At 52.5% G+C, this 15,015-nt stretch carries 13 protein-coding genes; 10 read left to right on the forward strand and 3 right to left on the reverse strand.

Annotated features, from left to right (window positions below; all coding sequences use genetic code 11):
• From TIRI35C_RS02020 to TIRI35C_RS02035, 4 genes are all read left to right on the forward strand, one after another.
• A complete protein-coding gene (locus TIRI35C_RS02020; protein ID WP_188201554.1) occupies positions 1-2,859 on the forward strand; it encodes an NAD(P)-binding protein in 2,859 nt (952 codons plus the stop codon).
• A gap of 61 nt (positions 2,860-2,920) precedes the next feature.
• Positions 2,921-4,297: an ATP-binding protein gene (locus TIRI35C_RS02025; RefSeq protein ID WP_188201555.1), complete on the forward strand. Its 1,377-nt coding sequence runs from the start codon at positions 2,921-2,923 to the stop codon at positions 4,295-4,297.
• A gap of 34 nt (positions 4,298-4,331) precedes the next feature.
• Positions 4,332-4,514, forward strand: coding sequence for a hypothetical protein (locus tag TIRI35C_RS02030; protein WP_188201556.1), 183 nt, complete (start codon positions 4,332-4,334; stop codon positions 4,512-4,514).
• Between the two features lie 202 nt (positions 4,515-4,716).
• Positions 4,717-5,859 (forward strand): AAA family ATPase, encoded by a 1,143-nt coding sequence (locus TIRI35C_RS02035; protein ID WP_188201557.1) that lies wholly within the window; start codon positions 4,717-4,719, stop codon positions 5,857-5,859.
• Between the two features lie 11 nt (positions 5,860-5,870).
• Here the strand turns inward: TIRI35C_RS02035 and TIRI35C_RS02040 are convergent, their stop codons facing one another.
• The gene (locus tag TIRI35C_RS02040) at positions 5,871-6,779 is read right to left on the reverse strand and encodes an asparagine synthetase A (protein ID WP_281400580.1); all 909 of its coding nucleotides are present in this window, start codon (positions 6,777-6,779) and stop codon (positions 5,871-5,873) included.
• Positions 6,780-6,972: 193 nt separating this feature from the next.
• Between TIRI35C_RS02040 and TIRI35C_RS02045 the strand changes: the two genes are divergently transcribed.
• Positions 6,973-7,554, forward strand: a complete 582-nt coding sequence (locus tag TIRI35C_RS02045; RefSeq protein ID WP_188201559.1) for an ATP-binding protein — start codon at positions 6,973-6,975, stop codon at positions 7,552-7,554.
• Here TIRI35C_RS02045 and TIRI35C_RS02050 read toward each other — a convergent pair.
• On the reverse strand, positions 7,551-8,327 hold the full coding sequence (locus tag TIRI35C_RS02050; protein WP_188202956.1) for a hypothetical protein: 777 nt from the start codon (positions 8,325-8,327) through the stop codon (positions 7,551-7,553). The genes TIRI35C_RS02045 and TIRI35C_RS02050 overlap by 4 nt on opposite strands.
• A gap of 28 nt (positions 8,328-8,355) precedes the next feature.
• Positions 8,356-9,510, reverse strand: a complete 1,155-nt coding sequence (locus tag TIRI35C_RS02055) for a pyridoxal-phosphate-dependent aminotransferase family protein (protein ID WP_188202957.1) — start codon at positions 9,508-9,510, stop codon at positions 8,356-8,358.
• 164 nt (positions 9,511-9,674) lie between these two features.
• On the opposite strand from TIRI35C_RS02055, the gene TIRI35C_RS02060 reads away from it, so the two are divergent.
• From TIRI35C_RS02060 to TIRI35C_RS02080, 5 genes are all read left to right on the forward strand, one after another.
• Positions 9,675-10,832, forward strand: coding sequence for an MFS transporter (locus TIRI35C_RS02060; RefSeq protein WP_188201560.1), 1,158 nt, complete (start codon positions 9,675-9,677; stop codon positions 10,830-10,832).
• 145 nt (positions 10,833-10,977) lie between these two features.
• Positions 10,978-12,369: a hypothetical protein gene (locus TIRI35C_RS02065; RefSeq protein WP_246454659.1), complete on the forward strand. Its 1,392-nt coding sequence runs from the start codon at positions 10,978-10,980 to the stop codon at positions 12,367-12,369.
• A gap of 261 nt (positions 12,370-12,630) precedes the next feature.
• A complete protein-coding gene (locus TIRI35C_RS02070; RefSeq protein WP_167890245.1) occupies positions 12,631-13,179 on the forward strand; it encodes a 50S ribosomal protein L16 in 549 nt (182 codons plus the stop codon).
• A 107-nt stretch (positions 13,180-13,286) separates the two neighbouring features.
• Complete coding sequence (locus TIRI35C_RS02075) at positions 13,287-13,739, forward strand: hypothetical protein (protein WP_188201561.1); 453 nt, start codon at positions 13,287-13,289, stop codon at positions 13,737-13,739.
• A 59-nt stretch (positions 13,740-13,798) separates the two neighbouring features.
• Positions 13,799-14,941, forward strand: coding sequence for an RNA ligase (locus TIRI35C_RS02080; protein WP_188202958.1), 1,143 nt, complete (start codon positions 13,799-13,801; stop codon positions 14,939-14,941).
• The last annotated feature ends 74 nt before the right edge of the window (positions 14,942-15,015 follow it).

Here is a 15,015-nt window from a genome sequence, read left to right on the forward strand (position 1 = left end):
ATGGTTAAGATCATAGTCAACGGGAAAGAGATTGATGCCCCGGAAGGAAAGCCTCTCATAGACTTTCTCCGTGAAATCGGGGAGCACGTTCCCGGCTTCTGCTACACGAGCGAGCTCGACCCCTACGGCTCCTGCCGCTTATGTCTCGTCTCCACGCCGAGAGGAGTGACAGCATCGTGCACGCTCAAGCCAATGGAAGGGCTGAAGATAGAGACCCTGACCGGCGAAGTTGTTTCAATGAGAAAGACCGCGCTTGAGCTCATCCTCTCGGACCACTACGGCGACTGTATCGGCCCCTGTCAGGACGGCTGTCCGGCCCACAGCGACGTTCAGGGCTACCTCGCACTCATAGCGATGGGCAGGTACCACGAGGCGGTCAAGCTGATGAAGGAGAAGTACATCCTGCCGGCTGTGCTCGGAAGGGTCTGCCCGGCCTTCTGTGAGGACGCCTGTCGGAGAAACCTCGTGGAGGAGCCCCTCGCGATAAGGCAGCTCAAGAGATACGCAGCAGATTACGACCTTGAGCACGGCCCGTGGATGCCGGAGATTCCACCCTCAACCGGAAAGAGAATAGCCGTCGTCGGCGGTGGGCCAGCAGGATTGGCGTGCGCCTACTACCTCAGGACGATGGGTCACGAGGTCACGATAATCGAGGCGATGCCCCAGCTCGGCGGAATGATGCGCTACGGAATCCCGCCCTACAGGCTGCCGAGAGACGTTCTGGACAAGGACATAGCGACGGTCATAAACACGGGAATAGAGGTGAAGACCAACACCGCCCTCGGAAGGGACGTCACCCTCGACGAGCTCCGCGAGAAATACGATGCCGTCTTCCTCGGTGTCGGCGCCTGGAGAAGCAGAAAGATGGAAATTCCGGGCGAGGAGCTTGAAGGCGTCATGCACGGCATAGAGTTCCTCAGGAAGGTCAACACCGGCGAAAAGGTCAAGCTAGGCGAGCGCGTCATAGTCGTCGGCGGCGGAAACACCGCGATGGACGTTGCAAGGACTGCCTTGAGGCTTGGAGCCAAGGTTACCGTCGTTTACCGCCGCTCGAAGGCTGAGATGCCCGCCAACGAGAGGGAAGTTGAAGAGGCAATCGAGGAAGGCGTCGAGTTCCTTTTCCTCACGAACCCTGTGAAAATCCTTGGAAAAGATAATGTCGAGGAGGTAGAGCTGGTCAGGATGCGCCTCGGCGAGCCAGATTCAAGCGGAAGGCGGAGGCCGATACCGATAGAGGGTTCGGAGTTTAGGGTTAAAGCCGACAACGTTATCCTCGCGATAGGCCAGTACTGCGACGAGGAGTTCTTAAAGGCCCTCGGTATCGAGGCAAGGTGCGGAAAGGCGGTCGTTGATGAGGTGACGCTCCAGACGAGCGTTCCAGGCGTATTCGCTGGCGGCGACCTCGTCCTCGGGCCATCAACGGTCATCGAGAGCATAGCCACCGGAAGAAGGGCCGCGATAATGATAGACCTGTACCTCAAGGGCAAGCTGGAGAAGGCTAAAGCCGTTCTCACCGAGCCCGAAAAGCACATCGAGGAAGTTCTAAGCGATGATGACCTTTACAGGGTTCTCTTCGACTTCAGGCTCTACAACCACTGGAAGAAAGTCACCGAGAAGGACTACGAGGGCGTTGAAAGAAAGCCGAGGGCGAAGGTGGAGCTCCGCGACCCGGAAAAGAGGAAGAGAACCTTTGATGAGGTTGAGCCGGCCCTAACCGAGGAGCAGGTTCTTGAAGAAGCGAGGCGCTGTATGAGCTGCGGCTGTATGGAGGTCTTCCGGTGCAAGCTGAGGGAGTACGCGACGCTCTACAACGCTCAACAGCACGCCTTTGAGGGAGAGCAAAAGGGGTTCGAGCTCGACGAGAGCCACCCGTTCGTTACCCTCGACAACAACAAGTGCGTCCTCTGCGGCCAGTGCGTCAACTTCACCCACGAGATAGCCGGAGAGGGCGTCCTCGACTACCTGTTCCGCGGGTTTAAGACGAGAATCTCACCGCCGCTCGGGGAGAGCCTCGGAGACATGCATGGTCAGTTTATAGGCGAGATGATAGACCTCTGTCCCGTTGGGGCGATAACCGAGAAGCTTCCGTTCGTCAAGCCCGGGCCCTGGAAGACAACTCCAGTTAAGACCGTCTGCAACGGCTGCTCCTTCGCCTGCGAGATGAACGTTGAAGTTTACGACGGCATGCTCGTGAGGGCTTCAAGGGTAGAAAACTCTTGGAACAAGCATATCTGCGACGTCTGTCGCTTTAACAGGCCCTGGGCCGAGGATTTAACCGGGCCGCTCCTCAACGGAAAGCCGGTGAGCTGGGAAGAAGCCAAGAAGTTCCTCACCGAGAGGAGCTACGCCCTGATTTTGACGCCGGAGCTTACCAACGAAGAAATCGCCCGGCTCAGGGCCTTCGCTGAGGAGAAGGGCATTCCATTAGGCTCGACAGTTGGTGGAAGCATCTCCTCGGCCACACTGGAGGATGTCAGAAACGCCAGGAGGGTTCTCCTGAAGGCAGACCCGGAGAAGTTCCCGCTCCTCAAACTCCTCCTGAAGGGGAAGGAGCTCGTCGAGGAGGACCACGACGTTGTGATACTTGAGGGGTCAGCTGAACCGCTGGACGTGCCGACACTGATTCTCTACGAAGGCGTCAATGCCGCTGGTCTTATCAAGGCAGGAATAACTGGAATCCCGGAGAGCGAGGCCTATGTCGTCGTTGGCCGGCCGGCGAAAGAACTGCCCGGGGACGTCCTCGTGATTCCGGCTGGGGTGTGGGCGGAGAAGAGTGGAACAGTTACCAACGCCTTCGGGATGGAGCTGAAAATGGAGAAGGTGAGGGAAGGCTACTCGCCGGTGGAGCTTTTCTTGTGATTTTTCTTTTTTGCTGGTTTCGGGGTAATGTTTAAATAGTTCATATGCAATTATCATAATCATGAATGAACTATTTGTGAATAGAACTCGGGAACTGGAAGCGTTGAATAGAGCATATGGAAGCAATAGAAAAGAGCTCGTAATAATCTATGGCCGGAGAAGGGTAGGAAAGACTGCCCTTGTTAAAAAATCCGTGGAGGGTATGAGACATCTGTACTTCTTCGCTGAGGAGACTCTAGAGGAGGAAAACCTGCGGGCTTTTCGGAGTTCAGTTGCCAGGGTACTGAAGAACTCTCTTATTGAGAAGGCCGAACTCTCTTGGGAAGAACTCTTCAAGCTTCTCGACGGTTCCGGAGTGGTCATCATAATAGACGAGTTCCCGAACCTGATAAAATCCAATCGGGCCATAGTATCGAAGTTCCAGAAAATCTGGGAGGGACTAAAGGACATCAAGCTCGTTCTGACGGGTTCATCCATAAGCGTCATGGAGAGCCACGTCCTTGGATACAAAAGTCCACTCTACGGGAGAAGGACGCTTTCCATAAAGCTTGGCCCCCTGGGCTTTTTCCATCTGAGAGGGTTTTTCCCTGAGAAGGACTGGAGGGAGCTTGTAAGGATTTATGGTATAACCGACGGCATTCCCGCATACATAAGGGAGGTTCAGTTCAGGCTGAGGGCTGGAGAAAAGCTCGAAGAAGTGTTTCAGCCGAATAAACTCCTATTCGACGAGGCGGAGTTCCTACTTAAAACCGAGCTGAGGGAGCCGGCTCGCTATTTCTCCATCCTCAAGGCCATAGCCTTTGGAAAGACAAAGTTCGGAGAGATAGTTAGCTTTACGGGACTTCCAAGTTCAACCGTTTCCCAGTACCTCAGCAACCTTCAGACGCTCCACATAGTTGAGGAGAGGTATCCTGTTGGAGAACCTGAGAGAAGGAGGAACGCGCGCTACTACCTGAGTGACCTCTACTTTACCTTCTGGTTCCGCTTTGTCTACCCAAACCGCTCCCAGCTCTTTGACTTTGGCTACATAGAGAACTTTGAGGAAGAGTACAACTGCTATCTTGGTTTAGTCTTTGAGAAGATAGCGGAGCAGTTCCTCAGGGAGCTAAACAAAGCGGGCAAGCTTCCCTTTAGGTTCACGAAGATTGGCAGGTGGTGGCATAGGAATGAGGAGATTGATTTGCTCGCTTTGAACGAGCGTGAGAAGAAGGCCCTCTTCGTCGAGGTGAAGTGGAAAGACCTTAGCTTGAGGGAAGCTAAAGGAGTTCTGAGAGACCTTGAGAGAAAGGCGAGGCTTACGGGCCTTGAAGACGGGGAGAGGTTTTACGGAATGGTGGCGAAGGGTATTAAAGGGAAGGAAGAGCTCAGGGCTGAAGGCTGGTTCGTGTGGGATTTGGCTGACTTCGAAAGGCTTATCTCTTCTGAAAGCGGAGTTTGAGGTGGTGCCTTTGTCACTTCTGCCTTTGGCGGGGATGTTCATCTTTGGGGGGAAGAAGAAATCGGGCGAAGAAAAAGAAACTGCAGTCCCGAAAAACTTGAGAGATAAGGTAAGAATGGTAGTAATGCACCACGGAAAGGGGTTATACTACCTGCTCAGCCGCGCAACGCCGGAACAGGACGTTGCAAGAATCCCAAAGGAAACCTCGAACTCATAGGTCTCTACACGGTAGTGCTTAGGCTGATTAAAGAAGGGAAGTTTGAAGATGCGGAGGAGTTCCTGAGGGCATTTTAAGCTTCATCTATGGGCTCTTTCCCTGTGCTCCAGTCTGAGAACCCCTCACGAGATCGTTCTTCCAGTCCACAGCATAAATGGCATCTCGAAAGCTTTTTAAATGCATAACTATCCTAAGTACTTAGGTGGGTTATGTGAAGAGTCGTGAAATACCGTTCTTCACACCCAGACCGAGGGATGATGAACTGTTTGGAAGGGAATACGAACTTAGAAGACTCCTGTCGTATATTCATGATGGAGTATGGGTTGCTGTTTTGGGCCCGAGGATGGTTGGCAAAACGAGTCTCGCCAAGTCGGCTATTAAAAGGTATGCCCATAGCACAAACTCGATGGGGATTTACATAAACGTCGCCAGCTGTGGCAGTTTTGGGGAGTTTTCCCGAAAGGTTGTAGGGAGCATTACAAACGCCATGAGGACGCTAAAATCCCGTAGAAAAGTTAGGAGTTTGGGTGTAAGCGTGTATCTCTCTGATCCGGGAAGCTTAATAAAGGCAGGATTTCAATTTAATCTGGAATTTGAAGGTGGCAGAAGCGCCGTGGGGAACTTCGTGTCGGCCATGAACGCCCTACCCCCGAATACCGTTGTAGTGTTTGATGAGATACAGGAGGTTAGGAACAGGAAGGATCTGCTCCTGAAAAGCTTATGGGAAATCTACAACGAGAGATCTGACTTAAGGATAGTCTTCACGGGTTCTTATTCGGGTGTTCTTAAGGCCCTATTCACCGCCGGCGAGAGGGAGGCCATGTTCGGAAGACCCCCTGAGCAGTTGATTCTTACTCCCTGGTCCACCAAAACCGCCGAGGAATACCTTCTGAATGGATTTGAGAGATGCGGAATTGACTACGGGTATTCGGAGATTGCGGATGCGATACTGACACTAGGTACCCTCCCCGGATGGCTCACCTTGTACGGCTACAAACGATGCAAGGGGGAACCCCATGAGAGGGCAAAGCATCTCGTAATAACCGAAGCGATTCTCAAGGCAAAACGAGAACTTCTTAACTATGTTTCCACAAGAACAGAACCTCACAAGACAATATCACTCCTCAAGGCTCTTTCAGAGGGTTCAAAGAGATGGAACGAATTGAAAATCATTAGCGGGCTCTCTGAACCAGCTCTATCCGAAATTCTACAACAGCTCGTAGGGGAGCTGGGGGTGGTAAAGAAGAACGAACTGAACCGCGCAAACGTGACCTACGAGTTCATCAACGAAATATACAGAGAGGCAGCCAAGTATCTGAGTGTCGCGGAAATTAAGAAGGAATGAAACCTACAGCCTCAAATCACCGCCGGAACGCCCGGAATCCTTGGGAATGGCTGCACCTCGGCTATGTGCTTTGCCCCGACCATGTAGCGGACCAGCCTCTCTACGCCGATTCCCGCTCCCGCGCTCGGCCTTAACAGGCCAGCCTTGGCCACCTCCAGATACGGTCTGAAGGCTTCGAGGCTTATCCCAGCTTTCTTCATCTTACTGGCTATCACTTCATACTCCCATTCCCTCTCGCCGCCGCTTGAGACTTCTCCATAGCCCTCCGGCAGGTAGAGGTCGTAGTTTCTGAAGTGGCCCGGCCTTTCTGGATCCTCCCTGTCGTAGAACTCCCTTTCGATGTCGGTCACCCAGAAGGGCTCGTCCATGACTTTGCTGGCCTCGTCCTCGTCCCCGAACTCCTCCTTTATCTCCTCCAGCGTGAAGCGCTTGAACGGCGGTTTAACCTTCGGAACTTCCCTCTCAGGACCCCAGCTTCTCGCCTCCCTGAAGAGGCCGCTGATGAGTCCCTCGATGAGGCCCATCACGTCGTCCATACTGGTGTAGGCTACCTCGAAGTCGAGCTGGGTGAACTCGTAGGCGTGCCTTCCGTCGTCGGCTGAGCGACCTTCGAGCCTTATGTTCGGCGAGAGGATGAAGAGCCTGTCTATTCCCATCGCCACCGCCATCTGCTTGTGGAGTATCATGCTGTGGGTCAGCCTCAGTCTGGAACCGTAGACCTCGACCTCAGGGGGCTTGAGAGCCTCTTCCGCCGCTGGATCCGGCCAGAGCGGGTCTGTGATGGAGCTGAGCATGACCGGTAGCATCCACTTGAAGCCCTTCGCCACCATGTATCTTGTCATATAGTCAATAACTCTCGTCTGTATTTCCATAACTGGTTCAATTTTTCTGGTTACAATTTGGAGAGTGTTCATATATATCACCTGATTTTTGTCACCGGTTTTCTCCTTTATGGCCTTTATGCAAAAACTTTTGGATTTTGGGCAAAATATGACATTAAACTATGGCTATTTTTGAACAATTGACAATATCTTGGCCGTTAATTGACATTTATCAACGACCGCTGGCGATAGCGTTATAACGCCCGGTGAGAACCCTATACGGTGGTAAAGCATGGGAGTGTACATATTCACGCCTGAAGACCTTGTCCGCTACGGCTCCGCAACCGAGGAGGAGCTTGAGGTTTTGAAGAACGCGATTCTCTCCAAGAAGGACATCCTCGTGGTCGGATCGAGCCGCTCCGGAAAGACCAAGCTCGTCGAGGCCCTGATGCATTATATCCCCGATAACTGGAAGGTCGCTGTTATAACCGCTTACGGCGAGTTCAAGCCCTTCAAGCCGAATATAGTTGTCATAGACACCCAGTTCGACAGCCAGCCCCTGGAAAGGCGCACCTCGGACGTTATATCGAGGATAAAGGCCCTGGACCCGGATTACGTTGTTATCGACACCATCCACACTATCGATGTTTCGAGGGTCTTCCGGGAGCTAATAGATGACTACGCGTTTATAGTGACATCCCTTGCCCTTACCAGTGACATAAAGGACGAAGTCAGGCACTGGCTCAGGATAAGCGGCGAGACCTTCGACAAGTTTGACATCGTCGTGGAACTCAGGAGGGACTTCAGGACAGGCAGGAAGAGTATAAACAGGATATACGAGGTAAAGAACGGGGAGCTAAGGCTGGTCATTTAGTCCTTTAGCTTCTTTTTCAGGTCTTTCCACTCATCTTTGACTTCATTTATGATCCTCATCTGTCCTTCCTTTGTTAGATAGCCCTTTCTCCATGAAACGTACAGGACAATGTTGAACGCAGCTGTGACTATCAACGCGATTAATAGGGAGCTTACCGCAACGCCCGCTATGGTGTGCTGGGTTCTCCTGAACATCCCGAGGATAACGTAGTCTCCCGGCGTCATGTGCCTCATGGGAAGTGTAACCCTCTCAGTGCCCTCCGCGGGAATAATGGAGAGCATATGGTTCCACGTTACGGAATAAACCTTAACGTGAGTACCATTTTCGGCACAGTCGGGAACGGTTAGGTCCCTCTCGAACCACACACAGCTCCCGTCTGGGTTCACAACGGCCCAAACGTCCGTGTGCTCGTAAGTCTGGAAGTAGACCGTGCGGTTGTGGGGAAAGACCTTCACCACTTCTATGTCCTCTGTTGCTCCCCCGTAAACAAGGGCCCGGAAGAACCGGTAGAGCCTGTCTATCAGCCAGTTGCCGAAGTATTCGTCCTCCCAGACTATGTAGTAGTAGATGTTGCCGCTTCCATCACTCATGTAAAGCAGTTCATCCGGGGGGTCATCGGGTAGTGTGTAAACTATGGGGCCATACGTCCTGGCCTCTTCGGTCTCTCCTGGCAGGTAGCCCTCAAGTGAATAACCGCTGGTGTAGAGACCAACGCTCCAGAAGATGAAAAAGTTGAGAACAAACCATGCTGCAATCAGCTTCTTTGAGACCATGCCTTCCACTAAAAGATAAAAAGAAACATCATGCTTTAAGCTTTTCTATGACCTCGCGGAGGTTGGCGAGCATCTCTTCGATGTCATCAAAGGTCATGTACCCCATGTTCCCAATCCTGAAGGTCTTCTCCGCCACGCTTCCGTAACCTTTGGCCAGCTCGAAGCCGCGCTCGCGCATCGTGTTGTAAACGTCGACGCCCTTCATTCCCTCTGGAACGACAACGGCCGTTATCGTTGGGCTCTCGTAGCCGGGCTCAGCCAGAACGCCGAGGCCCATCTCCTTGACGCCTTCCCTTATCATCTCGCTCCTCTTCCTGTACATTCCGAGCCAGGCATCTTTGCCGCCCATCTTCTCGACTATCCTGAGCACAACGTTGAGGCCGAATATCTGCGGGAGCGGTGGAGTTGAGGGCGTTCCCTTCTTCTTCTCGTTGAACTTCTTGTAGAGCGGCAGGTCGAAGTACCAGCCGCGCTCCGGCATCTTCTCGGCTATCTCGAAAACCCTCTCGCTGACCGCTGCAACTGCCAGCCCAGGCGGGACGCCGAAGGCCTTCTGCGAGCTGGCGAATATCATGTCGAGGCCCCATTTGTCGAACTTTATGTCCGCGCCACCCATGGCTGAGACGGCATCGACGAAGAGGAGCTTGTCGTGCTCGTGGACGACCTTCGCCAGCTCGGGGAGCGGGTTGAGGACACCGGTCGAGGTCTCGTTGTAGGTTATGGTTACCGCAACGACGTCGGGATTCTTTCTGAGGGCCTCGTCGAGCTCCTCCGGCTTGATTGCGTATCCAGGCTCCTTACTCAGGATGACGGCTTCCCTGCCGTTGGCGTTGACGACGTCAGCGAAGCGCTTTCCGAAGGCACCTATGGCAGTGACCAGTACCTTTCCTCCCTTCGGCACGGTGTTTCTCACAGCAGCTTCCATGAAGCCGGTTCCGGAGCTGGGGAACATTATTATCTCGCCTTTCTCGGCTTCGAGAAAAGCCTTGAGCCTATTGAGGGTATCAACGTGAACTTCCTTTGCCTCGGCCGAGCGGTGGCTGAACATCTGGACGCTCATTATCGCGAGAACCTCCGGGAAACAGGCAACCGGTCCTGCCGTGAAGAGCCTGTACTTCGGCTTGACGAGCTCGTAAACCTCCCTGTAGGCTTCTTCATACTCCATGTTGAACTTAATCTCCATCAGCATCACCTCGGCGGGAGTTTGGAGGGGAGATATAAAAAGGGTTCGCTGGAGGTGTGTAGCAATTAGTTGAAGCTCCACTCATTTATTCCGTCGATGATTGAAAAATCTTCGGCATGGCCAAGACTTTTAAAATCTTTATCTAACGTTCAGAAGGTGGTCGTATGGAATCCAGACGTCTCGCCGGAATACTCCTGCTCATACTGTCAGCCTTCACAGGCACGATAGCCTTCCGCCTTGCCACTCCGGCCATAGCGTTCTACACCCGTGATATACTCCGGGCCTCGATGCTTTCCGTTTCAATCGTCTCGATGTCGTTTGTGCTCGCGAGGGCATTTTCCTCAGTCTTTGGCGGGCTGATGCTCGAAAGGGGCAAGAGGCTCGTCTATATCGGTGCGGTAGCCATGATGGGAAACGCCCTGGCGGTTCAGCTCTATCCCCTGACCTCAACCTGGTTCCAGGTTGCGGGAATAAAGCTCCTCAACGGCTTTCTAAACGGCCTCAGCTGGCCGATGGCGCAGTTCGTCATAGCCATAGCGACCCCGAAGGAGATAAGGGCGAGGGTTACCGCGGTCTACTTCTTCTTCGGCAGCATCGCTTCCCTCCTCGGAAACTACGTCTACGCATACACCATAGACCTTGGACTTGCCAAGCAGATGTGGATTTCCTCCGCGTTCTTTGTCCTGACGGGCCTGATAATGGTGGCCAGCTATGCTCTCCTCTACGAGAGAATAACGCCCAAGAGGAAGAAAACCCCCGACGGTGAAAAGCCGAGCCTCGAACCCAAGAGGGTTCTAATCATCGCCTCGTTGATGGCAATCATAGTGGCCTTTACCTCGGGAGAGATAACCTACGTCTACGTCTCCGAAGCGTTGGGGATGGAGAAGGCAAGAACCGCCACGCTCATCGGCTGGGCGGGGTTTCTCGCCGCGATGCTCAGCTACTTCGCTTCTTGGCTTGCCGACGTGAGGAGCGAGAGGCGGATGGTTCTGCTCACGTCTCTAATGGCCGCGCTCTCACCGCTCCTCGCCGCTGTAAAGACAGCCCCGACGGTTTTCCTGGGGATATTCCTCGCCCTCTTCGCTTTCCAGAGCTTCCGCCCGATTTCCAGAAAGGTTCTCGCTTCATACCACCGCTCCTCCCTTGCCATCGGGGGCGTTAATGGCGTTCAGAACCTCTCGACTTTCCTGGGAGGAATGCTCTTCGGCTTTGCGTACTCGCTGGGCGAGCTTCATGGGGTTGTAACACTGAACCTGGCTTTGCTCGCCTTTCTGCCGTTTTCAATTGGGTTAGTTGTGGAGGGATTGTCTATGGTAGATTAACATTAGAACGTTCTGCTTTAATTTCTAAAATTACTTGAAAAAAGAAAAACTTAAAAACGTCGACGACGTAATATATGGTGAGGCGGATCTATGAAAAAGCCGAGAATAATGCTTGGAATGCTTTTGATAATATTATTGATGGGTAGTGTGGCTGGGGCCTATCGGTTTTTTTAACAAGCCAGAAAAGGGTCTACTAATTGAACTCCCAAATCCAGACCGGACAATGGGCAGGAGCGCGCTTGCCAGCTGGCTGGCCCCTAAGTACCGGTACTACGTCCAGGTCCAGGTAATGACACGGGAAGGTTTCAGAACCGTTTACCTGGGAAGTTCTCCGGGAAAAGTGCTCATTCCCAGTTCAAATCTCTCCGAAATCAAACGCTCCTGGAAAGACGTGAATCCAGCGGTTCTCATTGACGTATGGATTGTTGAACCCGAAACCGGGAAAACGTACGAGGTCGGGACGTTTAGCATAAGGCTTACTGAGAACTCGATCGAGGGCCTTCAGAGGTTCACTCCCAAATTCTCAAAGGGTGACCTCCACGATTTTTCGGTGGGTGGATTAGAGAGAACCTCCCCAATTACGCCCACTAGAGGATTTTTTGCAGGTTATCGCTGGAGAACGAAGAGAGAATACCTTCGGGAGGACGACTATCCTGGTGGCATGTATCTTCCGGTTCTTATACTTGACAACGGGGAGGGACACGCCACAGTTCTTGGAGCTTACAAGGTTGAGGTCAGGGAGAGCTCATCCACTTCTTCTGGGCTTTCCATCGGTTTCTCGACCACGATAATCAGAGGGGCCCAACTGAGTAGTAAGGGCAAGTTCAGTATCAAAAGGGGTTTGGAGAACGGGGAGATACGGATTGAACTGAAAAAGGGCAATGAGTTTGTTAGGTCTATCATTGATGGTGAAGTAAAGAACGTCAAACCCGGCGATGTGGGAGTTATGGCTATAAAAGGAGAGCCATACATCGCCCTTCAGGTTCTCCAGAAGTGCTACGTTGATGAGTTTAGAAAGATGCACTGTTTTGACACAGACCAAGAGAGGGTGCTTATAACGGTTTCGGATGTTGAACGAACTTATGACTCCCGCAAAAAAGCCTACCTCATTAAAACTTTCTCCTTCGTGAACCCTCCAAGGAGCGTGTATCCTGCGGATAGCTTTGAGAGACTTGTCGATGACAACGCGAAGATGGAGACACTAACAACACTCTACGGGGAAAAGCAGAACGGGAGATCTTCTCACATGGAGATTTTCCTGGACGAGTACGATACCTACTCAAACTCATACATCCCACTGCTCGCGGTGACCGTTGCCCTCCAGCCTGAGGCATGGCCGGCATTTTTGATAGGCTTAAGTGCAGTTGGGGGGATTTACATAACGAACGAGGGGCATGAAAGGGCATTTGGGGCCTTTACGATTATGGATCAATCGGACTACACCAAGACCACCGTTAAGTACGCGAGTCTTGAGTATTCGGTGAAAGATTCCAACCATCACACAAGGTTTCCCTTTGCATATCTGCGGTTTGAGTAGTACTTCTCTCTTTTTAACTTATTTTCTAGATAGTTCCAGCTCCCTTCACTACCCACCTTGGCACTCCAAAACTTTTATAAAAGCGAGGGCAAGCTAAGTTTAGGCTTAGCTGTCATTGAGATTACTTCAGATGCCGATAACCCCTGAAGGGGTAACGGCCGAAGACCCGGCCCTCGGGCTGATGTCCGAAACCGGCGACGGGAGTAGGAAAAGCCCGTAAACCGATGCACTCGGAGGTCAGGCTCATTTGGAGGTGAGAGTATGGGACTGAGACCAGCCAAGATTGATAGGGACGTTGACAAGCCCGCTTACACGAGGAGGAAGTACATCCGCGGTGCGCCCGGTCCGAGAATAACGATCTTTGATATGGGCAACCTCTCAGCCGAGTTCGAGTACGAGGTCAGCCTTCACGCGGAGCAGGCCATGCAGATAAGGCAGAACGCCCTCGAGGCCATCCGTATCCAGGTGAACAGGTACCTCCAGAAGAACGTCGGAAGGAGCAACTACCACTTCAAGATAAGGGTTTACCCGTTCCAGGTTCTCAGGGAAAACCCGATGGCAACCGGAAGGAAGGCCGACCGTTACGGAAATGGTATGAGGAGGCCCTTTGGAAAGCCGATTGGTTTAGCTGCCCGCGTCAAGAAGGACCAGAAGATCATCACTGTCTGGGTGAATGAGAACCACCTCAAGTTCGCCCTTGGAGCGATGCACAGGGCCAAGATGAAGCTGCCCTACAGCGCCTACTACAGGATCTACGACAAGGAAGGCAACGACATCACCAGCAAGGTTCTCTCGACCATGAAGCGCTGAAGCGCACCTTCTTCTTTGTTCTATTTTCGCGCGTTAGTACTTCCATATGTTACCGCGCGGAGAAAACTTTTAAATACTATTGCTGGAAGTTACTTCTGGGGAGGGGGATGTTTAAGGAACATAGACAGGGGCACGTTTTCATTCCCGGTTTCATCCTTGCTACGATGCTTCTGTTGGTTCTCATGGTTGGTGGTTTTGACTATCTGGCCCAGCGTTATCCTGGGCTCATCGATATGCTCCCGGGCATCACGGTGGAGTCTGACCCTACGTCTGGTGGACACATCTTCCTTGAATCATGGGGAAGGCTGTTTTATCCAATCCTTGTCGTGGCACTGCTCACTACAATCTTTCTGAAAAAGACGGGGCTTCCGGAGGATTCTTTTGTGATATCGAGCTTGGTCATTCCTCTCGTTGTTATTCTAACGGCACTTGCTGTTGTTGCTGTTTTTGGTGGCAATTGCGAATACGAGTTCGGGTTCTTTGCTATTTACCTGCTCTTTGTGCTTCCCTATCTTCTTGGGGCCTTAGGACACTACCTGCTCTCACGTCTGGTATGGTAGCCTTTCTTATAATTCATAATGATTATTAACGATGCCACCCAACTTAGACTGGTGGGATGATGGTAAGCTCAGGCTTTAGGGCAACCCTCCTCAAGCTCGGTCTGCCAGAGGACAGGCTGGCGGTTCTTGAGGGCAAGGGTGGAGTTGTGGAGGGGGAATTCAAGGGCATAAGATACGTCCGCTTTCGGGATTCCGCCAAAGGGTTCCGGCGCGGAACGGTTGTATTTGAGAACGGCGATGTTGTTCTGGGCTTCCCCCACATAAAGCGTATCGTCCAGCTGGAGAAGGGGGTAAAAAGGATCTTCAAAAACAGACCCTTCTACGTTGAGGAGAAGGTGGACGGCTACAACGTCCGCGTCGTGAAGGTGATGGACAGGGTTCTCGCTCTAACGAGGGGCGGCTTTATCTGTCCCTTCACGACGGAGAGGATACTGGACTTCATCAACGATGAGTTCTTCAAAGATTACCCCAACCTTGTCCTGGCCGGTGAGATGGCCGGGCCCGAAAGCCCGTACATCGTCGAGGGGCCGCCCTACGTGAAGGAGGACATAGAGTTCTTCCTCTTTGACATCCAGGAGAAGGGAACGGGAAGGAGCCTTCCTGTGGAGGAGAGGCTTAAGCTTGCCGAGGAGTACGGCATTCGTCACGTTGAAACTTTTGGCCTCTACGACCGCTCGAAGATTGAGGAGTTGCATGAGTTAATCGAAAGGCTGGGCAGGGAGAGGAGAGAGGGCATCGTTATGAAAACGCCCGATATGAAGAAAATCGCGAAGTATGTAACGCCGTACGCCAACATCAACGACGTCAGGATAGGCTCGCACATATTCTTCGACCTGCCCCACGGCTACTTCATGGGGAGAATTAAGCGCCTCGCTTTCTACCTGGCCGAAAAGCACATCAAAGGCGAGGAGTTCGATGAGTACGCGAAGGCCCTCGGAAAGGCCCTCCTCCGGCCGTTCGTTGAGAGCATCCACGAGGTCGCCAACGGCGGCGAGGTCGAGGAGGTCTTTACGGTGAGGGTGAAGAGCATAAGCACCGCCCATAAAATGGTGACTCACTTCGAGAGGCTCGGTGTGAAGATCCACATCGAGGACATAGAGGATCTGGGCAACGGCTACTGGAGGATAACATTCAAGAGGGTCTATCCCGATGCAACGCGCGAGATGAGGGAGCTGTGGAACGGCAGGGCGTTTGTGGATTGAAGCGGCAGATTTCATGAAAATTATTCTACCAATTTGGATGGATAAGTAAAATCGGGGGACTTTAACTTGCGCCC

This window comes from Thermococcus camini (assembly GCF_904067545.1).
Classification (GTDB): Archaea; Methanobacteriota_B; Thermococci; order Thermococcales; family Thermococcaceae; genus Thermococcus; species Thermococcus camini.